29 protein-coding genes are annotated in these 19946 nt (G+C 60.6%); 23 read left to right on the top strand and 6 right to left on the bottom strand.

The window, feature by feature from the left end; translation table 11 throughout:
• The first annotated feature begins 184 nt into the window (after positions 1-184).
• The 11 genes from rplC (at position 185) to DCO45_RS16395 (ending at position 5697) form a co-directional block, all read left to right on the top strand.
• Positions 185-856 (top strand): 50S ribosomal protein L3, encoded by a 672-nt coding sequence (gene rplC, locus DCO45_RS16345; RefSeq protein ID WP_021025592.1) that lies wholly within the window; start codon positions 185-187, stop codon positions 854-856.
• Positions 856-1476, top strand: a complete 621-nt coding sequence (gene rplD / locus DCO45_RS16350) for a 50S ribosomal protein L4 (protein WP_116926820.1) — start codon at positions 856-858, stop codon at positions 1474-1476. Before rplC ends, rplD begins: the two co-directional genes overlap by 1 nt.
• Positions 1473-1808: a 50S ribosomal protein L23 gene (gene rplW, locus DCO45_RS16355; RefSeq protein ID WP_021025594.1), complete on the top strand. Its 336-nt coding sequence runs from the start codon at positions 1473-1475 to the stop codon at positions 1806-1808. Before rplD ends, rplW begins: the two co-directional genes overlap by 4 nt.
• Positions 1809-1810: 2 nt before the next feature.
• On the top strand, positions 1811-2635 hold the full coding sequence (gene rplB, locus DCO45_RS16360) for a 50S ribosomal protein L2 (RefSeq protein ID WP_021025595.1): 825 nt from the start codon (positions 1811-1813) through the stop codon (positions 2633-2635).
• 10 nt (positions 2636-2645) lie between these two features.
• Positions 2646-2921 (top strand): 30S ribosomal protein S19, encoded by a 276-nt coding sequence (rpsS, locus tag DCO45_RS16365; RefSeq protein ID WP_027010580.1) that lies wholly within the window; start codon positions 2646-2648, stop codon positions 2919-2921.
• Positions 2922-2931: 10 nt separating this feature from the next.
• Positions 2932-3264, top strand: coding sequence for a 50S ribosomal protein L22 (rplV, locus tag DCO45_RS16370; protein WP_021025597.1), 333 nt, complete (start codon positions 2932-2934; stop codon positions 3262-3264).
• A 16-nt stretch (positions 3265-3280) separates the two neighbouring features.
• Positions 3281-4144 carry a 30S ribosomal protein S3 gene (gene rpsC, locus DCO45_RS16375; RefSeq protein WP_021025598.1) on the top strand — a complete coding sequence of 288 codons (864 nt, stop codon included), beginning with the start codon at positions 3281-3283 and terminating at the stop codon, positions 4142-4144.
• 2 nt (positions 4145-4146) lie between these two features.
• On the top strand, positions 4147-4563 hold the full coding sequence (gene rplP, locus DCO45_RS16380; protein ID WP_021025599.1) for a 50S ribosomal protein L16: 417 nt from the start codon (positions 4147-4149) through the stop codon (positions 4561-4563).
• Between the two features lie 17 nt (positions 4564-4580).
• Positions 4581-4778 (top strand): 50S ribosomal protein L29, encoded by a 198-nt coding sequence (rpmC, locus tag DCO45_RS16385; protein ID WP_021025600.1) that lies wholly within the window; start codon positions 4581-4583, stop codon positions 4776-4778.
• A gap of 11 nt (positions 4779-4789) precedes the next feature.
• Positions 4790-5059 (top strand): 30S ribosomal protein S17, encoded by a 270-nt coding sequence (gene rpsQ, locus DCO45_RS16390; RefSeq protein ID WP_021025601.1) that lies wholly within the window; start codon positions 4790-4792, stop codon positions 5057-5059.
• A 128-nt stretch (positions 5060-5187) separates the two neighbouring features.
• A complete protein-coding gene (locus DCO45_RS16395; protein WP_116926821.1) occupies positions 5188-5697 on the top strand; it encodes a peroxiredoxin in 510 nt (169 codons plus the stop codon).
• A gap of 127 nt (positions 5698-5824) precedes the next feature.
• Here DCO45_RS16395 and DCO45_RS16400 read toward each other — a convergent pair whose 3' ends face one another.
• Together DCO45_RS16400 and DCO45_RS16405 are read right to left on the bottom strand one after the other, a co-directional pair.
• Positions 5825-6319, bottom strand: a complete 495-nt coding sequence (locus DCO45_RS16400) for a GNAT family N-acetyltransferase (protein ID WP_116926822.1) — start codon at positions 6317-6319, stop codon at positions 5825-5827.
• 109 nt (positions 6320-6428) lie between these two features.
• On the bottom strand, positions 6429-6941 hold the full coding sequence (locus tag DCO45_RS16405) for a TlpA disulfide reductase family protein (RefSeq protein ID WP_116926823.1): 513 nt from the start codon (positions 6939-6941) through the stop codon (positions 6429-6431).
• Between the two features lie 136 nt (positions 6942-7077).
• On the opposite strand from DCO45_RS16405, the gene DCO45_RS16410 reads away from it, so the two are divergent.
• The 4 genes from DCO45_RS16410 (at position 7078) to ptsP (ending at position 10469) form a co-directional block, all read left to right on the top strand.
• Positions 7078-7623 carry a hypothetical protein gene (locus DCO45_RS16410; protein WP_116926824.1) on the top strand — a complete coding sequence of 182 codons (546 nt, stop codon included), beginning with the start codon at positions 7078-7080 and terminating at the stop codon, positions 7621-7623.
• 158 nt (positions 7624-7781) lie between these two features.
• Positions 7782-8231 carry a PTS fructose transporter subunit IIA gene (locus DCO45_RS16415; RefSeq protein ID WP_116926825.1) on the top strand — a complete coding sequence of 150 codons (450 nt, stop codon included), beginning with the start codon at positions 7782-7784 and terminating at the stop codon, positions 8229-8231.
• Positions 8200-8469: an HPr family phosphocarrier protein gene (locus DCO45_RS16420; protein ID WP_116926826.1), complete on the top strand. Its 270-nt coding sequence runs from the start codon at positions 8200-8202 to the stop codon at positions 8467-8469. Before DCO45_RS16415 ends, DCO45_RS16420 begins: the two co-directional genes overlap by 32 nt.
• A 239-nt stretch (positions 8470-8708) precedes the next feature.
• Positions 8709-10469: a phosphoenolpyruvate--protein phosphotransferase gene (gene ptsP, locus DCO45_RS16425; protein WP_116926827.1), complete on the top strand. Its 1761-nt coding sequence runs from the start codon at positions 8709-8711 to the stop codon at positions 10467-10469.
• Positions 10470-10483: 14 nt separating this feature from the next.
• Here ptsP and DCO45_RS16430 read toward each other — a convergent pair whose 3' ends face one another.
• Positions 10484-11476, bottom strand: coding sequence for a helix-turn-helix domain-containing protein (locus DCO45_RS16430; protein ID WP_116926828.1), 993 nt, complete (start codon positions 11474-11476; stop codon positions 10484-10486).
• Positions 11477-11559: 83 nt separating this feature from the next.
• Here DCO45_RS16430 and DCO45_RS16435 point away from each other — a divergent pair, with 83 nt between their 5' ends.
• Positions 11560-12201: a cysteine hydrolase family protein gene (locus DCO45_RS16435; protein ID WP_243419387.1), complete on the top strand. Its 642-nt coding sequence runs from the start codon at positions 11560-11562 to the stop codon at positions 12199-12201.
• Positions 12202-12279: 78 nt separating this feature from the next.
• Here the strand turns inward: DCO45_RS16435 and lipA are convergent, their stop codons facing one another.
• The 3 genes from lipA to DCO45_RS16450 form a co-directional block, all read right to left on the bottom strand.
• On the bottom strand, positions 12280-13260 hold the full coding sequence (gene lipA / locus DCO45_RS16440) for a lipoyl synthase (protein WP_116926861.1): 981 nt from the start codon (positions 13258-13260) through the stop codon (positions 12280-12282).
• 141 nt (positions 13261-13401) lie between these two features.
• Positions 13402-14106 carry a lipoyl(octanoyl) transferase LipB gene (gene lipB / locus DCO45_RS16445; RefSeq protein ID WP_116926829.1) on the bottom strand — a complete coding sequence of 235 codons (705 nt, stop codon included), beginning with the start codon at positions 14104-14106 and terminating at the stop codon, positions 13402-13404.
• 57 nt (positions 14107-14163) lie between these two features.
• Positions 14164-14475, bottom strand: coding sequence for a DUF493 family protein (locus DCO45_RS16450; protein ID WP_116926830.1), 312 nt, complete (start codon positions 14473-14475; stop codon positions 14164-14166).
• Positions 14476-14694: 219 nt separating this feature from the next.
• Here DCO45_RS16450 and DCO45_RS16455 point away from each other — a divergent pair, with 219 nt between their 5' ends.
• From DCO45_RS16455 to atpG, 7 genes are read left to right on the top strand one after another with little or no spacing between them, the layout of a single operon-like run.
• Entirely contained in the window at positions 14695-15168 is a 474-nt protein-coding gene (locus tag DCO45_RS16455; protein WP_021025613.1) for an ATP synthase subunit I, read from the top strand.
• A gap of 20 nt (positions 15169-15188) precedes the next feature.
• Positions 15189-16052, top strand: coding sequence for a F0F1 ATP synthase subunit A (atpB, locus tag DCO45_RS16460; protein WP_021025614.1), 864 nt, complete (start codon positions 15189-15191; stop codon positions 16050-16052).
• 52 nt (positions 16053-16104) lie between these two features.
• Entirely contained in the window at positions 16105-16353 is a 249-nt protein-coding gene (gene atpE, locus DCO45_RS16465; RefSeq protein WP_021025615.1) for a F0F1 ATP synthase subunit C, read from the top strand.
• 35 nt (positions 16354-16388) lie between these two features.
• Entirely contained in the window at positions 16389-16859 is a 471-nt protein-coding gene (locus tag DCO45_RS16470) for a F0F1 ATP synthase subunit B (RefSeq protein WP_021025616.1), read from the top strand.
• Between the two features lie 12 nt (positions 16860-16871).
• Positions 16872-17420 (top strand): F0F1 ATP synthase subunit delta, encoded by a 549-nt coding sequence (locus DCO45_RS16475; protein ID WP_116926831.1) that lies wholly within the window; start codon positions 16872-16874, stop codon positions 17418-17420.
• A gap of 42 nt (positions 17421-17462) precedes the next feature.
• A complete protein-coding gene (gene atpA, locus DCO45_RS16480; protein WP_116926832.1) occupies positions 17463-19022 on the top strand; it encodes a F0F1 ATP synthase subunit alpha in 1560 nt (519 codons plus the stop codon).
• Between the two features lie 18 nt (positions 19023-19040).
• The gene (gene atpG / locus DCO45_RS16485) at positions 19041-19913 is read left to right on the top strand and encodes a F0F1 ATP synthase subunit gamma (RefSeq protein WP_021025619.1); all 873 of its coding nucleotides are present in this window, start codon (positions 19041-19043) and stop codon (positions 19911-19913) included.
• Positions 19914-19946: the final 33 nt, after the last annotated feature.

Consider the following 19946-nt stretch of genomic DNA (forward strand, 5'->3'; position numbering starts at 1 on the left):
AACTTGCCTATTTGGGAAGTTCGCGTTAGAATTTATGGCTTCGTGATCTATACATCCAATGTGCCTGGCATTTTGGTGGTAAGAGGCGAAGTTTTTATTAACCTTCTTTCGTGCCTGTGGCGTCAAACCCAGGGGCAACACCGAGCCAATTGCAGTTTCGGTGGCGGAAGTTTTGGAGCAACAAATGAGTCAAAGCAACTCCCTCGGGTTGCTGGGCCGTAAGGTAGGCATGATGCGCCTGTTCACGGATGACGGCGATGCAGTGCCTGTCACCGTGGTGGATGTGTCTAACAACCGCGTGACCCAGGTCAAAACCCAAGAGAACGACGGCTACGTGGCCCTGCAGGTCACTTTTGGTCAACGCCGCGCTTCGCGCGTGACCAAGCCAGCCGCTGGCCACCTGGCCAAGGCAGGCGTGGAAGCTGGTGAAATCACCCAGGAATTCCGCGTTGAAGCTGACACCGCCGGCAAGTACGCCGCAGGTGCATCCTTGCCAGTGACCGAGATCTTCGCAGTGGGCCAAAAGGTCGACGTGCAAGGTACCTCGATCGGTAAGGGCTACGCCGGTACCATCAAGCGTCACAACTTCAAGTCGCAACGTGCTTCTCACGGTAACAGCCGTTCGCACAATGTTCCCGGCTCGATCGGTATGGCACAAGACCCAGGTCGCGTGTTCCCCGGTAAGCGCATGACCGGTCACATGGGCGATGAGACCGTGACTACCCAGAATCTCGACGTGGTTCGTATCGACGAAGCCCGTCAACTGCTGCTGATCAAGGGCGCAATCCCCGGTTCGAAGAATGGCTTCGTGACCGTGCGTCCTGCTGTCAAGGCAGCCGCTAAAGGAGCGAACTAATGAAGCTCGAACTCCTGAACGAACAAGGTAAGGCAGCCTCCCAAGTGGACGCTCCTGAGACCGTGTTTGGTCGCGATTTCAATGAAGACCTGATTCACCAGATCATCGTTGCTTACCGCGCCAACGGCCGTCAAGGCACACGCGCTCAAAAGGACCGCGAACAGGTCCGTCACACCACCGCCAAGCCTTTCAAACAAAAGGGTACTGGCCGTGCACGTGCTGGTATGTCGTCTTCGCCTCTGTGGCGTGGCGGCGGTCGCATCTTCCCGAATCTGCCTGATGAAAACTTCACGCAGAAGATCAACAAGAAGATGTACCGCGCCGGTATGGCATCCATCTTCTCGCAGCTGGCCCGTGAAGGCCGCCTGGCTGTGGTTGATTCGCTGACGGTTGATTCGCCCAAGACCAAGGTACTGGCTGACAAGTTCAAGTCCATGAACCTGGACTCGGTGATGGTGATCGCCGACGAAGTGGACGAAAACATGTACCTCGCTTCGCGCAATCTGAAGAATGTGTTCGTGGTTGAGCCACGTTACGCTGATCCAGTGTCGCTGGTGCAATTCAAGAAAGTGCTCGTTACCAAGGGCGCTCTCGACAAACTCAAGGAGATGTTCGCATGAGCCGTGTGAACCCTACTCCCGCCGAACGCAAGTTCGACGAAGGTCGTCTGATGCAAGTGCTGGTTGCTCCTATCGTGTCCGAAAAGGCCACGCTGGTTGCTGAAAAGTCCAACGCTGTGACATTCAAGGTGCTGCAGAACGCCACCAAGCCCGAGATCAAGGCCGCTGTTGAGCTGCTGTTCAAGGTCGAAGTGAAGGGCGTGTCTGTGGTGAACACCAAGGGCAAGACCAAGCGCTTTGGCAAGACCATCGGCCGCCGCGACAACGTGCGCAAGGCTTATGTGCTGCTCAAGCCAGGTCAAGAGCTGAACCTCTCTGGGGAGGCTGCGTAATCATGGCTGTTATTAAGCTCAAACCAACTTCGCCCGGCCAACGCCATGTGGTGAAGGTGACCCGTGGCCATCTGCACAAGGGCGAAGGTTTCGCTCCTCTGCTGGAACCTCAGTTCCAAAAGGCAGGCCGCAACAACAACGGTCACATCACTACCCGTCACAAGGGCGGTGGTCACAAGCACCACTACCGTGTGGTGGACTTCAAGCGCACCAAGGACGGCATCCCCGCCAAGGTGGAACGCATTGAATACGATCCAAACCGTACCGCTCACATCGCTCTGGTGTGCTACGCAGACGGCGAGCGTCGTTATGTGATCGCTCCGCGTAACCTGGAAGTGGGCGCAACCATCATCAGTGGCTCTGAAGCACCGATCCGCGTGGGTAACACCCTGCCGATCCGCAACATCCCTGTGGGTTCGACCATTCACTGCATCGAGCTGAAGATCGGCGCTGGCGCACAAATCGCCCGTTCCGCTGGTACCTCGGCTACCCTGCTGGCTCGCGAAGGCGTTTACGCCCAAGTGCGTATGCGTTCGGGCGAAGTTCGCAAGATCCATATCGAATGCCGTGCAACCATCGGTGAAGTCGCCAACGAAGAACACAGCCTGCGCCAACTGGGCAAGGCCGGTGTCAAGCGTTGGATGGGTATTCGTCCTACCGTCCGCGGTGTGGTGATGAACCCTGTCGATCACCCACACGGTGGTGGTGAAGGCAAGACCGGTGAAGGCCGTCACGCAGTTGACCCATGGGGCAATCTGACGAAGGGCTACCGTACCCGTAACAACAAGCGCACACAGACCATGATCGTGTCGCGCCGTAAGAAGTAAGGGGTAGCAAATGACTCGTTCTCTTAAAAAGGGTCCGTTTGTTGACCATCACTTGCTGGCAAAGGTCGAAAAGGCCATCGCCACCAAGGACAAGAAACCAGTGAAGACCTGGTCGCGTCGCTCCATGGTTCTGCCCGATTTCATCGGTCTGACCATCGCCGTGCACAACGGCAAGCAACACGTACCGGTATATGTAACCGACCAGATGGTGGGCCACAAGCTCGGCGAATTCGCCCTGACGCGCACCTTCAAGGGTCACCCCGCTGATAAAAAAGCGAAACGATAAGGAGTAGACCATGTCTGAAACACGTGCAGTCCTCCGCGGCGTTCGCCTGTCGGTTGACAAAGGCCGTCTGGTTGCGGATCTGATTCGCGGCAAGAAGGTTGACCAAGCTCTGAACATTCTCGAATTCACGCAGAAAAAAGCTGCCGTGATCGTCAAGAAGGTTCTGGAGTCCGCTATCGCCAACGCTGAGCACAACGACGGCGCTGACATCGACGAATTGAAGGTCAAGACCATCTTCGTCGAGCAAGGCACCACGCTCAAGCGTTTTACCGCTCGCGCCAAGGGCCGCGGCAACCGCATCAGCAAGCCTACCTGCCACATTTATGTGACCGTGGGTAACTGAGGCCTAAAGGAAGAACATGGGACAAAAAATCCATCCTACCGGCTTCCGTCTGGCGGTCAGCCGTAACTGGTCTAGCCGCTGGTACGCAAGCAACCGTGATTTCGCCGGCATGCTGGCCGAAGACATCAAGGTTCGTGAGTACCTGAAAGAGAAGCTGAAGAACGCTGCCGTGGCACGCGTTCTGATCGAGCGTCCTGCCAAGAACGCCCGCATCACCATTTACTCGGCGCGTCCTGGTGTGGTGATCGGCAAGAAGGGTGAAGACATCGAGGCCCTGAAGAAGGAACTCGCTGCTCGCCTGGGCGTGCCAGTGGCTGTGAACATCGAAGAAGTGCGCAAGCCTGAAATCGATGCCCAGCTGATCGCTGACTCGATCACCCAGCAGCTCGAAAAGCGTATCCAGTTCCGTCGCGCCATGAAGCGTGCGATGCAGAACGCGATGCGTCTGGGCGCTCAAGGTATCAAGATCATGTCGTCGGGCCGTCTCAACGGTATCGAAATCGCACGTACCGAGTGGTACCGCGAAGGTCGTGTGCCACTGCACACCCTGCGCGCCGACATCGATTACGGCACCTCCGAAGCCAAGACCACCTACGGTGTGATCGGCGTGAAGGTGTGGGTCTACAAGGGTGACACTCTGGGTCGTAACGATCTGCCAGCCGCAGAAACGCCACGTCCTGAAGAAGAGCGTCGTCCACGTGGTCCTCGTCGTGACAACCGCAATGGCGATCGTCCATCGCGTGGCCCTCGTCGCCCCGCTGGTGGTAACACGGCTCCTGCAGACGGCAGCGACAAGCCCGCCGGCGCTGGTGCTGATTCCGTTAAGCGCGTTCGCAAGACTGACGCGCCCGCTACAGCAGCGGACGGTAAAGGAGAATAACTATGCTGCAACCTGCTCGCCGCAAATACCGCAAGGAGCAAAAGGGTCGCAACACTGGTATCGCAACCCGTGGTAACACGGTAGCGTTCGGTGATTTCGGCCTGAAATGCACGGACCGTGGCCGCCTGACGGCCCGCCAGATCGAGGCTGCACGTCGTGCAATCTCCCGTCACGTCAAGCGTGGTGGCCGTATCTGGATCCGCGTGTTCCCTGACAAGCCAATCTCGACCAAGCCAGCCGAAGTCCGTATGGGTAACGGTAAGGGCAACCCAGAGTACTACGTGGCTGAAATTCAGCCCGGTAAGATGGTGTTCGAAATCGTTGGCGTGCCCGAAGAACTGGCCCGCGAAGCGTTCCGCCTGGCTGCTGCCAAGCTGCCGCTGCGCACCACGTTCGTTACCCGTCAGCTTGGCGCTTAAATTCAGGAGAAATCGATATGACGAAAGCTGCTGAACTGCGCCAAAAAGACGTTGCTGGCCTGGAAGCCGAGATCAAGTCCTTGCAAAAGGCTCACTTTGGTCTGCGCATGCAAAAGGCAACGCAACAACTGGGCAACACCGCTACCATCAAGGCTACCCGCCGCGATGTGGCACGTGCCAAGACCATTCTTGCTGAAAAGCAAGCCGCCAAGTAATAGGAGCCGACATGACGGAAGCTAAAAAATCCCTCAAGCGCACCTTGATTGGCAAGGTGGTCAGCGATAAGCGTGAAAAGACCGTGACCGTTCTGGTAGAACGTCGCGTGAAGCACCCCATCTACGACAAGATCATGATCAAGTCCAGCAAGTACCACGCCCACGACGAAAAGGGCGAGTACAACACCGGCGATACGATCGAGATCACCGAGAGCCGTCCGCTCTCCAAGACCAAGAACTGGGTTGCTACCCGCTTGGTGCAAAAGGCTGCTTTGGTTTAAGTCTTTTGCGACTTGCACCAACGTAACTTCAAAAACGACCCACAATCTGTGGGTCGTTTTTTTATGCCCGTTTTGGCCCTCCGGCCGGCGGGATCACTGCCTGATGGGCAATTTACAAGGAGTACACCATGATCAAAGTTGGCGATTCGCTTCCCTCTGCAACCCTGAGCGAGTTTGTGGCGGTCGAAGGCAATGGCTGCAGCCTGGGCCCCAATGCCTTTGATGTGAGCAAGGAAGCGGCTGGCAAGACCATCGCTTTGTTTGCGGTGCCCGGCGCTTTCACGCCGACCTGCTCGGCCAAGCACCTGCCTGGCTACGTGGAAAAGGCAGACGCCTTCAAGGCCGCCGGTGTGGATGAAATCTGGTGCCTGTCCGTCAATGACGCCTTTGTGATGGGCGCCTGGGGCAAGGACCAGCACACCGAAGGCAAGGTGCGCATGATTGGTGACGGCGATGCCGCCTTTGCCAAGGCCACCGGCCTGACGCTGGACCTCAACGGCAAGGGCCTGGGCCTGCGCAGCAACCGCTACTCCATGCTGGTCAAGGATGGCAAGGTGGTGCAGCTGAACGTGGAAGCCCCTGGCCAGTTCACGGTCAGCGATGCCGACACCATCCTGGCCCAAGCCAAGCAGGCCTAAGGCCACATCGGGCTGCTGCTGCGCTGCAAGGCGTTGCAGGGCCTGGCCGGAATGCACAAAGCACGCCTGGGCGTGCTTTTTTGTGGCTGGCAGCGGTATCTGCAGTGCGCTGTTCCTAGCGCAGCGGTCAGGGATGGACGTCGGCCTTGAGGTAGTGCGTACCGGCGACGGGGTTGTGGTAGTAGGGCGGAATCTCTTCAAAGCCAAAATCGGCATAGAGCGCGCGGGCCGACTCCATGCTGTCCAACGTGTCGAGCAGGATGCAGTCATATCCCAGGCGGATCGCGCTGGCCATGGTGTAGTCCACCAGCTGGCGGCCCAGGCCAAAGCCCCGGAAGGCCTTGCGCACATAGAGGCGCTTCATCTCGCAGGCGTTGCTGTAGTCCACGTCGTCCATGGGCCGCAGCGCGCAGCAGCCGGCGACCGAGCCTTCCACCAGCGCCAGCACCAGGTCGCCGCGTGGGTCGCCATATTCGCCGGGCAGCTCGGCCAGCTCTTCCTCAAAACCCTGGAAACCCAGATCAATATCCAGTGACTGGGCATATTCCCGAAAGATCTCGCGGGTCACGGCGAGCTCTTCCGGTGTGGTGGGGTGCAGGAACGTTATCTCAGGTCGGTCCACAGCGGCGGCGCTTAGTCAAGGAATGTGCAGTGTAGCGCCCGCGCCATCGCAGGCGCCATTGAAAAACCGCCTATCAAGGGCGGTTTTCTTGGGGGGGTGCTGCAAAGGTTCAGGTCTCTGCGAGCAGCTTGTCGATCAGCTTGTGCAGCTCCTCAAAATTGGGCGCGCCCACATAGCGCTTGACCACCTGGCCCTGCTTGTTCACGACAAAGGTGGTCGGGGTGAGTTGGATGTCGCCCCAGTCCTTGGCAATCTGGCCGGTGTTGTCGATCGCGACCTTGAAAGGCAGCTTGCGCGACTCTGCAAAGTTGACGACATAGCTGGGCGGGTCGTAGTGCATGGCCACTGCCATGGTGTCGTAGCCACGGTCCTTGTACTTGTCGTAGGTCTTGATGATCTCGGGCATTTCCGCCACGCAGGTGGTGCAGCTGGTGGCCCAGAAGTTCACCAGGGTGACCTTGCCCTTCATGTCGGCCGTCGTCTGCGTGCTGCCGTTGAGCAGCACAAACCGGCTCTCGGGCGCGGCCGCCTGCCCCGTGCCCTGGTAGACAAAGGCACCAATGCCAATCGCCGCAGCGATGGCCAGCGTGGTGAGGACGGTGGTGGAGGTTTTTCGGGACATGGTGCTCGGAGTCAAGGCGGTGCCGAAAGTTCGGCGCTGTGGTCATTATGCGACCAGTGTTGCTGACGGGTGCAGTACGCTGGCCATACCTGCGCGCACGGCTTGACCATCACAGTGCCGTGCCCATAATGGCCGGATGCCCCTGGCCCGCCGCCTGATCCTCACCACTGCCATGCTGCTGGCCGCCTGCAGCCCGGCGCTGAACTGGCGCGTGGTGCGCCTGGCCGATGCACCGCTGGACCTGATGCTGCCCTGCAAGCCTGACCGTGCGGTGCGTGAGCTGGCCTGGGGCACGCAGACCTTGGCCGTGTCGATGGTAGGCTGCAAGGCCGACGGGGCGACCTATGCACTGGCCCATGTGGCCCTGGCGCAGCCGCAGGATGCGGCCTCGGTGATGGTTGACTGGCAAAAGGCACTGCACCAGCAGCTGCAGATAGCCGATGCCTGGCAGCCGCTGCCCGGCGAGACCTTTGTACTGCCCGGTACCTTGGCGCTGCCCCAGGCACGCCAGCTGCAGTGGCAGGGCCGCAATGACCAGGGGCGCACCGTGTATGCGAATGCACGCTGGTTTGCGCGCGCCGAAGGGCCGCAGGTGCGCGTGTACCAGGCCCTGGTGCTGTCCGCTGAGCCTTTGGCCGCTGAGGCGCTGCAGAGCTTTGTCCAAGGTCTGCAGCTGCGTTAGGAGTCGCCGGATTGGCCACGGGCCAGCCCGGGCGCTTGGCTAAGCAACACTACCAATGTTGCAGTGCCGCAAAATCGCTACACTGGTGCAGGGTACGGCTGGGCCGGGATTGCCGCCTGCTGCATGCCCATTCACAGAACTTCTGGGTTTTTGATTTGATGAGCAACCGGATATTGTTGATCGCCCATGCACCGCTGGCCCAGGCGCTGGCGCAATGCGCCGCGCATGTGTTCCCCGACAGCGGAGAGCACCTGATGGCGCTGGATGTGCCTGCCAGCGCCGATCCGGTGGCCTGCCTGCAGGAGGCGCGGGCCATGCTCGACCACAGCCACAGCGGCCCCGTGCTGGTGCTGAGCGACGTGTTTGGCGCGACCCCGCATAATATTGCCCAGGAGCTGGCCAAGCGCCGCGCATCTACAAGGCTGGTGGCCGGTGTCAACCTGCCGATGCTGCTGCGCGCGCTGTGCTATCGCCAAGAAGCGCTGGACAGCCTCGTGGCCCGGGCGATTGCAGGGGGCAGCCAGGGCATCATGCAGGTGACGCAGAACACGCCACAGAACCAAAATATCCGAGCACATGATCAAGACCGCAGTCACCATCAGCAATAAACTGGGCCTGCATGCCCGTGCGTCTGCCAAACTCACCAAGCTGGCCGGCAGTTTTGCCTGCGAGGTTTGGATCACGCGGGGCGAGCGCCGCGTCAATGCCAAAAGCATCATGGGCGTGATGATGCTGGCCGCCGGCATCGGCACCGAGGTGACCATCGAGACCGATGGCGCCGATGAGCAGCAGGCCATGGATGCCTTGCTGGCCCTCATCAACGACAAATTCGGCGAAGGCGAATAAGGCGCAGCCTGGCGTCTGCAGCGGCGCGGGCTCGCTTTTCGCACCGGCCACGACCTTCCAGGCACGCCGCTGCCTGTCGGTGCTGGCAGGTTGCCCAGCTGGCACTGGCATGCGCCGCTCTTTACCTGAACGCCCGCCTTTCCCTGCGCTTTACCAGCCCCCGTGCTTGTACAGTCTTCTGAGACAGGCGTATAAATCAGCTTGGCGCAACGAGCGCGCCAGCGAAGAGGAAGATCCGCATGACATTTGCCATCCATGGAATTGCAGTGGCCCGGGGGATTGCCATTGGCCGGGCCGTCATGGCGGCGTCCAGCCACCTGGAGGTGACCCATTACCTGATCGAGCCCGACCAGGTGGCGCGCGAGATCGAGCGTGTGCGCAAAGGGCGGCTGGCAGTGATCGAAGAGCTGCAGCGCCTGCGCGGCGACCTGGGGGTCGATGCCCCGCAGGAGCTCGAGCCGCTCCTGGATGTGCACCTGATGCTGGTGCAGGACGACATGCTGTCCTCGGGCGTGCGCCAACTGATCAGCGAGCGCCTCTACAACGCCGAATGGGCGCTGACCGCGCAGCTGGAGCTGCTGTGCCGCCAGTTTGACGAGATGGACGACGAGTACCTGCGTGAGCGCAAAGGCGATCTCGAGCAGGTGGTCGAGCGCGTGCTGCGTCATATGCGTGGCGTCTCCAGCCCGGTGGCGGCGCCCGTCAGCACGCCGCTGGGCGTGCAGGAGGGGCAGCACGACTGGGTGGCCGATGAGCGCGATGCGCCGATGGTGCTGATCGCCAATGACCTCTCGCCGGCCGACATGCTGCAGTTCAAGCAAAGCGTGTTTTCCGGGTTCGTCACGGCCGTGGGCGGCAAGACCAGCCACACCGCCATCGTCGCGCGCAGCATGGATATTCCGGCCGTTGTGGGCGCACGCACGGCCAGCCAGCTCATCCGCGCCGATGACTGGGTCATCATCGACGGCGATGCCGGGGAGGTGATCGTCGATCCCTCGCCGATCCTGCTGGAGGAGTACCGCTTCAAGCAGCGCCAGATGCGCCTGGAGCGCGAGCGCCTCTCGCGCCTGCGCGATACGCCCTCCATCACCATCGATGGCGAGCGCATCGAGCTGCTGGCCAATATCGAGCAACCCGGCGATGGCCCGGCCGCAGTTAAAGCGGGTGCCGTGGGCGTGGGGCTGTTCCGCACCGAATTTCTCTTCATGGGGCGGAGCGGCAAGGTGCCCGATGAAGAAGAGCAGTACCGCGCCTACCGCGAAGCGCTCGAGGGCATGCAGGGCATGCCGGTGACGATCCGCACACTCGACGTGGGCGCCGACAAGCCGCTGGACAAGGCCCAGCCCAAGGACTACTACCTCAACCCGGCGCTGGGCTTGCGCGCCATCCGCTTCAGTCTGGCCGACCCGGACATGTTCCGCACCCAGCTGCGCGCCATCTTGCGCGCCGCAGCGCACGGCCCGGTGCAATTGCTGTTTCCAATGCTCGCCCATGTCAGCGAGATCAAGCAGACCCTGGCGCTGGTCGAGCAAGCCTCGCAGGAGCTGCGCGAGCGCAATGTGCCCCAGGGCCTGGTCAAGCTGGGCGCGATGATCGAGATACCGGCCGCGGCGCTGACGGTGCGCACCTTTTTGAAGTACTTCGATTTCCTCTCGATCGGCACCAACGATCTGATCCAGTACACGCTGGCGATCGACCGGGCCGATGAGGCGGTGTCGCAGCTCTATGACCCCTTCCACCCCGCCGTGCTGCGCCTGGTGGCCGAGGTCATCCAGGCGGCCAACGCCGCCGGCAAGGATGTCTGCGTCTGCGGCGAAATGGCCGGCGATACCGCGATGACCCGCTTGCTGCTGGGCTTGGGGCTGCGCAGCTTTTCGATGCAGCCCGCGCAGATCCTGGCCATCAAGCAGCAGGTGCTGCGGGCCGATACGCGGCGCCTGGTGGGCTGGGCCCAACAGGTCGTCGACGCCGAGAATCCGGCCGATCTGTTGGAGAGCTAAGGCCTTCGCAGGGATTACTCCGCCGGCGTGCGAAAGCGGCTGCGGTACTGGCCCGGTGTCGTGCCCAGCTGGCGGCGAAACGCGCGCTGCAGCGTGTCGGTGGTGTTGAAGCCGCAGGTCTGGGCCACCCGCTCCAGCGGGGCATCGGTGGCCTCGAGCTGCTGGCGGGCTGCCTCCACCCGCGCAGCTTCCAGGTAGGCGGCCGGTGTCATGCCCAGCTCGGTCTTGAAGATACGGGCCAGCTGCCGGTCGCTCACATGCATCTGCTCGGCCAGGTCGGGCATCGACAGCGGCTGGCCCAGGTGCTCGGCGATGTACTGGCGCAGCTTGTCCATGCGGCGCGTGCTCGACAGCGGCTCGAGCATCACGCTGAACTGGCTTTGCCCGCCGGGGCGTTTCAAGAACATCACCAGCTGGCGCGCCACGCGCATCGCCAAGGTGTTGCCAAAATCCTCGGCCACCAAGGCCAGCGCCAGGTCCAGGCAGGTGGTCAGGCCCGCACCGGTCCAGATGTGGCCCTGCTGGATGTAGATGCGGTCGGCATCGACGCGGATGCAGGGATGGTCCTGGGCCAGCTGCGCGGCCGTGGACCAGTGCGTTGTGGCCTCCCTGCCGTCGAGCAGGCCGGCGGCGGCCAGAATATGGGCGCCGACACAGACCGAGGCCACGCGCCGGGACTGTCCCGCCAACGTCTGCACCCATTGGACGACAGCCGGATCGGCCAGCGCCTGCACGCGGCCCTTGGCATCGGTGTCGACCGAGCCCGGCACGATCAAGGTATCAATGGCCTGGTGCTGCAGGCTATCCAGGCGTATGTCGGGCAGCACGCGCACGCCTGCAGCGGTGGTGACCGGGTCCAGTGACTCTGCAGCCAGCAGCACCTGGTAGCCGCAGGGCGCTTCCATCTCGCGCTGCAGCAATGCAAATACCTCGGGCGGGCCGCTGATGTCGAGCAGGTCAACCCGGTCAAACAACACGATCACCATCAGGCGTTCAGGGTGCGGCATGCGTTCTTTCGTTCAAGGCGGGTGTCGGTTTCTGCGGCAAAGACGGCATTGTCCGAAGCGGGGGCTGTCCCTAAGATGCATCCATGCCGCCACCACTGCCGGTGGCGGTCAACCCTCTACACCAGGCCACCACCATGCATACCAGCACTTTACGCGAACTCAACCAACTTGACGCCAAGCCCGCGGTCCTGGCCCAGTCGACCCTGATTCTGGTCGACTACCAGAACACCTACACCCAGGGCGTGATGGCGCTCGAAGGCTGGGAGGCCGCGCTGGACGCCGCATCCCGCCTGCTGGCCCAGGCCCGCGCGGTCGGCGCCAAGGTGATCCATGTGATGCATGATGGCGGCGCGGGCTCGCCGTATGACATCCGCGCCGAGATCGGCCAGATCCATGCCAGCGTGGCGCCGCAGGCCGGGGAGCCGGTCGTCGTCAAGACCGCTCCCAATTCCTTCCACAACACCGATCTGGCCGAGCACGTCGATGCTGCCGGCAACGCGCAGCTGGTGATCATCGGTTTCATGAGCCATATGTGCGTCACCTTCACCGCCGAAGGCGCCTTCCTGCGCGGCAAGCGCGCCACCGTCGTTGCCAATGCCTGTGCCACCCGCGCGCTGCAGTCGGCTGCCGGTTCGGTCTCTGCCGTGCAACTGCACCAAAGCGCGATGGCCACCATCGGCGACCTGTATGCGGTGGTGGTGGGCAGCAGCGCGGCGCTGGGTTAAGACTGCGACTCTGGCGCGAGCCCCAACGCAAAAAGGCTGCCCGGTAGGCAGCCTTTTGCTGTGATGAACACCGCGCGTTTACACGCCAGCCGCGTGTGCCTGCTGGTCGGCGTGGTAGCTCGAGCGCACCATCGCGCCCACGGCGGCATGGGTGAAGCCCATCTTGTAGGCCTCTTCTTCAAACATCTTGAAGGTGTCGGGGTGCACATAGCGGCGCACCGGCAGGTGGCTGTTCGAGGGAGCCAGGTACTGGCCGATGGTCAGCATGTCGATGTTGTGGGCGCGCATGTCGCGCATCACCTGCAGGATTTCCTCATCCGTCTCGCCCAGGCCGACCATGATGCCGCTCTTGGTCGGCACGCTCGGATGCAGGTCCTTGAACTTCTTGAGCAGGTTCAGGCTGAACTGGTAGTCGGAGCCGGGGCGCGCTTCCTTGTACAGGCGCGGTGCGGTTTCCAGGTTGTGGTTCATCACATCGGGTGGGGCAGCCTTGAGGATTTCCAGCGCGCGGTCATCGCGGCCGCGGAAGTCCGGCACCAGGATCTCGATCTGGGTCGTGGGCGAGAGCTCGCGGATGTTCTTGATGCACTCGACAAAGTGGCCCGAGCCGCCGTCGCGCAGGTCATCGCGGTCGACGCTGGTGATCACCACATACTTGAGGCGCAGTGCGGCAATGGTGCGCGCCAGGTTCAGCGGCTCGTTCAGATCGAGCGGGTCGGGGCGGCCATGGCCCACGTCGCAGAACGGGCAGCGGCGCGTGCACTTGTCGCCCATGATCATGAAGGTCGCCGTGCCCTTGCCAAAGCACTCGCCGATGTTGGGGCAGCTGGCCTCTTCGCAGACGGTGTGCAGGTTGTTCTGGCGCAGGATGTCCTTGATCTCGTAGAAACGGGTCGTGGGGCTGCCGGCCTTGACGCGGATCCAATCGGGCTTTTTCAGCACCTCGGCTTGCTGGACCTTGACGGGGATGCGCGCCAGTTTGGCGGCCGCCTTTTGCTTGGCCAGCGGGTTGTAGGTGGCAGCGGACTGTGCTTCGCGCACGACTTCATTGGTGCTCATGATGCTCACTTTAGTTGTTTCACCGCGTTCTGTGCGAGATGCACGCACAAACCCGCTGGGGCCGTAGGCTCTGAGCAAGAACGGCCCGAGGCTGCTGCGCCGCCCCTTGGTGGGGACCAGGGCGTGCGCTGCGGCACCCGCTTATGCAGAACCGGCAGTCGCCAAGCGGGAGGACAGCTCGCGCGCCAAGGTCTTGGCCACGTCCTCCCAGTCGGCGTTAACCCCAATTGTAGAAAGATCGACGGTTTGCAGCCCGGCATAGCCGCAAGGGTTGATGCGGTGGTAGGGTTCCAGGTCCATCTTTACATTCAGGGCCACACCATGGTAGCTGCAGTGGCGGGTGATCTTGATGCCCAGCGCGGCAATCTTGCCCAGGCCGTCAAACACCGGCTCGGGTGCGGGGCTGGTGCCATCGCGCTGCACCGGGCGCTGGGCCAGCATCGCGTGGGAGAAGGGGTCATCGAGGCGCACATAGATGCCGGGGGCCCCCGCCACGCGGTGGCCGGTAACGCCCAGCGAGGCGAGGGTGCGGATCACCGCCTCTTCAATGCGGAATACATATTCTTTGACGAAGTAGCCGGCACGCTGCAGATCGATCAGCGGGTAAGCGACCACTTGCCCCGGGCCATGGTAGGTGACCTGGCCGCCCCGGTTGGTTTGTACCACTGGAATGTCGCCTGTATGCAACAGATGGCTGGGCAGGCCCGCAATGCCCTGGGTGAAAGTGGCCGCATGCTCACACATCCACAGCTCATCGGGCGTTTGCGGCGTGCGCTGCGCAGTGAATTGCTGCATGGCGTGCAGCGTGGTCTCGTAATCGGCCTGGCCAAGAAAGCGGGTCTGCATGGCGAAAAGCGGCCGCAACGGGCCGGCAAGGTTCACAAAGGTGACAACAAGGTGCGCTTACAGTACGACCTTGACCAGGGGGCTGGAGGTGAGCGCCCGGTAGAGGTTGTCGAGCTGTTCGCGGCTGGTGGCCGTCACGGTGATGGTGACACCCAGGTACTTGTCGCCGCTGCTGGGGCGCAGCTCTACCTTGCTGGCGTCGAAGAAAGGGTCGTGTTCCTTGGCGATGGCGGTGACCGCGTGGACAAAGCCGTCCTGGTTGAGCCCCATCACTTTAATCGGAAAGTCTGAGGGGTATTCGATCAGGGAATCTTTGCGAGGATCGGTGCCGGAATCGCTGGGGTCTGCAGCAGGTGTGTTGGTGCTCATTTTGCTATTAAAACAGAAGCTTGCAAGTGATGTGCCATCAGTCGATAAGCCATCTTCATGGTGTGGAATTTGTCGGATGCAGCTGACGTCAAAAGGGGCTGGATGGGGGCTTGTGTGACGCAAAAAAACAGACGCGCAACAAAACGCTTCCCGTTTGCAACGGGTTTATCCTTATAATCGCAGGCTTTGGCTAGGTTGTTCTGCCCGGGAGCCAACACTATGACAACAAATGCTCCACAAGAAGAACATGTGGCCGAAGAATCGGACTTCAAGCCCCTGACTGCTCAAGAAGCAGCAGAGTGGCGCCAGCGCCATCCGCCGGTATCGGTGGTGCGTGTGGTGAAGTGGCAGCTGGTTGTCGGGGTGGTGCTCACCGTGTTGGTGGGTCTGGTGACGCAGCGGGCCGGATGGATGTGGTCGGTGGCATACGGTGCGGCGGCGGTGGTGATTCCTGCTGCCTTTTTTGCACGTGGATTGCGGCTGCATCTGGGGGCTGGGCAAGAGAATCTTGCGATGGTCCGGTTCTTTGGTTTGGAGATCGCAAAATTGGTGCTGACCGTGGTGCTGCTACTGCTGGCGCCCCTGGTGGTGCCGGGACTCAACTGGTTGGCGCTGGTGTTGGGTCTGGTTGTAGTGATGAAGACGTACTGGTTGGCGCTTTGGCTGCTGACCAGATCTGCAAAAATTTTGTAATTGAGAAGAAGAGTTGTCCGATGGCCGCAGAAGCGAATGCACCCACTGCAAGTGAATACATCGTTCACCACTTGCAGCATCTTCAGAATATCAAGCAAAAGTCGATCATCGATTTCTCGGTGGTCAACCTTGATTCGATCTCAGTGAGCGTGATCCTGGGCGTGCTGGGCATCTTTGTGATGTGGCTGGCCGCGCGCACGGCCACCTCCGGCGTGCCTGGTCGTTTCCAGGCAGCAGTCGAGATGCTGGTCGAGATGGTGGATAACCAGGCCAAGGCCAATATCCACAACGCCCAATCGCGCAAGTTCATCGCTCCTCTGGCGCTCACCGTCTTCGTCTGGATTTTCCTGATGAACGCGATGGATATGCTGCCGGTCGACCTGCTGCCCCTGCTGTGGCAAGGCGCTACCGGTGACCACCACGCCTATCTGCGTGTCGTGCCTACCGCCGATCTGTCGACCACCCTGGGTCTGTCAACGGCCGTGCTGATCCTGTGCCTGTACTACAGCGTCAAGATCAAGGGTCTGGGCGGCTGGGCGCACGAACTGGTGTCCGCACCTTTTGGTACCAGCAAGAATCCTGTCTTTGCCGTGATTCTCGGCATCGTCAACCTGCTGATGCAGATTATTGAATACGTTGCCAAGACGGTGTCGCACGGTATGCGACTGTTCGGCAACATGTACGCTGGTGAGTTGGTGTTCATGCTGATTGCCCTGATGGGTGGCGCAGCCGCTATGTCGCTCTCTGGTGTGTTGCTCCCCGTGGGGCACATCATTGCAGGCACGATCTGGGCGATCTTCCACATTCTGGTGATTACTCTGCAGGCCTTCATTTTCATGATGCTGACGCTGATTTACCTCGGCCAGGCACATGAAGCTCACTAACTGTTCCCTTTCCTTTTTCTCTTAACCTTTCTTTTTTTTCTCAGGAGTCATCATGGAAAACGTTCTCGGTCTCGTCGCTCTGGCTTGTGGTCTGATTGTTGGTCTGGGCGCTATTGGCGCTTCGATCGGTATTGCTCTGATGGGCGGCAAGTTCCTGGAATCGTCGGCACGTCAGCCTGAGCTGATCAACGAACTGCAAACCAAGATGTTCATCTTGGCTGGTCTGATCGACGCTGCATTCCTGATCGGTGTTGCTATCGCTCTGCTGTTCGCTTTCGCCAACCCGTTCCAACTGGCCTAAGCTCCGATCAACGCCGTAGATAGAAAGGTGTTGCCGTGAGTATTAACGCGACCCTGTTCGTTCAGGCCATTGTCTTCTTGATTCTGGTGCTCTTCACGATGAAATTCGTGTGGCCACCTATTGCCAAGGCGTTGGATGAGCGAGCAAAGAAAATCGCCGATGGTCTTGCTGCTGCCGATAAGGCAAAGTCCGAGTTGACAGCTGTGAACAAGCGCGTTGAGGAAGAACTTTCCGCAACCCGCAATGAGACAGCGTCGCGTATCGCGGACGCAGACCGTCGTGCCCAAGCAATCGTAGAAGAGGCCAAGGCCCGTGCTACCGAAGAAGGCAACAAGATCATTGCCGCCGCTCGTGCAGATGCCGAGCAGCAAGTGATCCAGGCGCGCGAATCGCTGCGCGAGCAAGTTGCTGCTTTGGCTGTCAAGGGTGCTGAGCAGATTCTCCGCAAGGAAGTCAATCCTGCGGTACACAGTGATTTGCTCAATCGCCTGAAGACTGAGCTGTAAGGAAGCAACGAAATGGCAGAACTCGCCACCATTGCCCGTCCTTACGCTGAAGCCTTGTTCAAGGCCTGCACTGAAAAGAGTGTTGGCCTGAACGATGCCCTGTCTTGGACGGACGAACTGGCGGCGATTGCCGCCGATCCGGAAATGCGCCTGCTGGCCGACAATCCCAACGTCACCAACGAACAGGTGATCGATGTGATGGCCGGTGTGACGCTGGCACGCGGTTGGGCCTTGTCAGACCTGGCGCGCAACTTCCTGCGCACGGTGGTGGAAAACCGCCGTCTGGATGCGCTGCCTGAAGTGGCCTCGCAATTTCGCGCGCTGGTGAACCGTAACAACGGTTCGTCCGATGCGCTGGTGTACAGCGCCTTCCCCATGGATGACTCCGCATTGAATGCGCTGGGCACCGTGCTGGAAAAACGCTTTGGCCGCCCACTGAATCTGAGCACCACCGTGGACGAGTCGCTGATTGGCGGCGTTCGCGTTGTGGTGGGTGACGAGGTGCTTGACACCTCGGTCAAGGCCCGTCTGGAACAAATGAAAGCAACCCTCACTGCTTAAAGCAGTTCGAGGATTCGGCTAAACCATGAAAAGGAGTGAGTAATGCAACTCAATCCCGCAGAAATTTCTGAACTGATCAAGAGCCGCATTGAGGGTCTGTCAGGCAATTCCGATATCCGTAACCAAGGTACGGTGGTGTCGGTGACCGACGGTATCGTGCGCGTGCACGGCCTGTCCGATGTGATGGCCGGCGAAATGCTGGAATTCCCAGCCACCGCCGATGGTCAACCTTCCTTCGGTCTGGCTCTGAACCTGGAGCGTGACTCGGTTGGCGCCGTGATTCTGGGTGAGTACACCCATATCTCGGAAGGCGACATCGTCAAGTGCACCGGCCGTATTCTGGAAGTGCCCGTGGGCCCGGAACTGGTCGGTCGCGTGGTGAACGCACTGGGCCAGCCTATCGACGGCAAGGGTCCTATCAACGCCAAGATGACCGACGTGATCGAAAAGGTTGCGCCTGGTGTTATCGCCCGTCAATCCGTGGACCAGCCCCTGCAATCGGGTATCAAGTCCATCGACGCGATGGTGCCCGTGGGCCGTGGCCAGCGCGAGCTGATCATTGGTGACCGCCAGACCGGTAAGACCGCTGTCGCGATCGACGCCATCATCAACCAAAAGGGCCAAGGCGTTACCTGCGTGTACGTGGCCATTGGTCAGAAGGCTTCGTCGGTCAAGAACGTGGTGCGTGCGCTGGAGCAAGCTGGCGCGATGGAATACACCATCGTCGTGGCCGCTACCGCTTCTGAATCCGCTGCCATGCAGTACGTGTCGGCCTACTCGGGTTGCACGATGGGTGAGTACTTCCGCGACCGTGGCCAAGACGCCCTGATCGTGTATGACGACCTGTCCAAGCAAGCCGTCGCTTACCGCCAAGTGTCGCTGCTGCTGCGCCGTCCACCAGGCCGCGAAGCGTTCCCTGGCGACGTGTTCTATCTCCACAGCCGCCTGCTCGAGCGCGCAGCCCGCGTGAACGCGGACTACGTGGAAGCCTTCACCAAGGGTGAAGTCAAGGGTAAGACGGGTTCGCTGACGGCTCTGCCCATCATCGAAACCCAAGCCGGTGACGTGTCGGCCTTCGTGCCTACCAACGTGATCTCGATCACCGACGGCCAGATCTTCCTGGAAACCAGCCTGTTCAACGCCGGTATCCGTCCCGCTATCAACGCCGGTATCTCGGTGTCCCGCGTGGGTGGTTCCGCTCAGACCAAGCTGATCAAGGGCCTGTCCGGCGGTATCCGTACCGACCTGGCGCAGTACCGTGAACTGGCTGCTTTCGCGCAGTTCGCTTCTGACCTGGACGATGCAACCCGCAAGCAACTCGACCGCGGTGCCCGCGTGACCGAGCTGCTCAAGCAAGCCCAGTACAGCCCTCTGCCCGTCGCTCTGATGGCCGCTTCGCTGTTTGCCGTGAACAAGGGTTTCATGGACGACATCGAAGTCAAGAAGGTCCTGCCTTTTGAATCGGGTCTGCACCAGTTCCTCAAGACCAGCTACGGCGCCTTGGTGGACCGTCTGAACGAGAAGAAGGCTTTCGACAAGGAAGGCAAGGACGAAGCTGAACTGACTGCAGCGATCACTGCATTCAAGAAGTCCTTCGCTTAATCCGGTCGAGGAGTCATCATGGCAGCAGGCAAGGAAATACGCGGCAAGATCAAATCGGTGGAAAACACCAAGAAGATCACCAAGGCCATGGAAATGGTTGCCGCATCCAAAATGCGCAAGGCGCAGGAGCGGATGCAGGCAGCCCGTCCATACAGCGAGAAGATTCGCGCAATTGCAGCTCACCTGAGCCAGGCAAACCCCGAATATGTCCACCCCTTCATGGTGTCGAATGACGTCAAGAAGGTGGGTGTGATCGTGGTGACGACTGACAAGGGCCTGTGCGGCGGCATGAACACCAATGTGCTGCGTGCCGTGACGAACAAGCTCAAGGAACTGCAATCTGCGGGTGTCAGCACGGAAGCCGTGGCCATTGGCAGCAAGGGTCTGGGCTTTCTGACGCGCGTGGGTGTCAAGGTGGTGGCCAACGCTACCGCCTTGGGCGATACGCCGCATCTGGATGCGCTGATCGGCCCGGCCAAGGTTTTGCTCGACCAGTACGCTGAGGGCAAGCTGAGCGCGGTCTATTTGTGCTACACCAAGTTCATCAATACGATGAAGCAGGACTCGGTTGTGGAGCAGTTGCTGCCCCTGTCGCAAGAAGCGATCCAGGGCTCGGCACCGGCTGCATCCCACGGCTGGGACTACATCTACGAGCCCGATGCGCAAAGTGTGATCGACGAGCTGCTCGTGCGTTATGCGGAATCGCTGATCTATTCGGCCGTTGCAGACAACATGGCTTCCGAGCAGTCTGCGCGCATGGTGGCCATGAAGGCCGCTACCGACAACGCCGGCAACGTCATCAACGAGTTGAAGCTGATCTACAACAAGACGCGTCAGGCTGCGATTACGACCGAGTTGTCGGAAATCGTCGCAGGCGCCGCGGCTGTGTAATACAGCTCGACTGAAATCAATATTGGAGCAACA

This window comes from Comamonas sp. JNW (assembly GCF_003105075.1).
Taxonomy (GTDB): Bacteria; Pseudomonadota; Gammaproteobacteria; order Burkholderiales; family Burkholderiaceae_C; genus Comamonas; species Comamonas squillarum.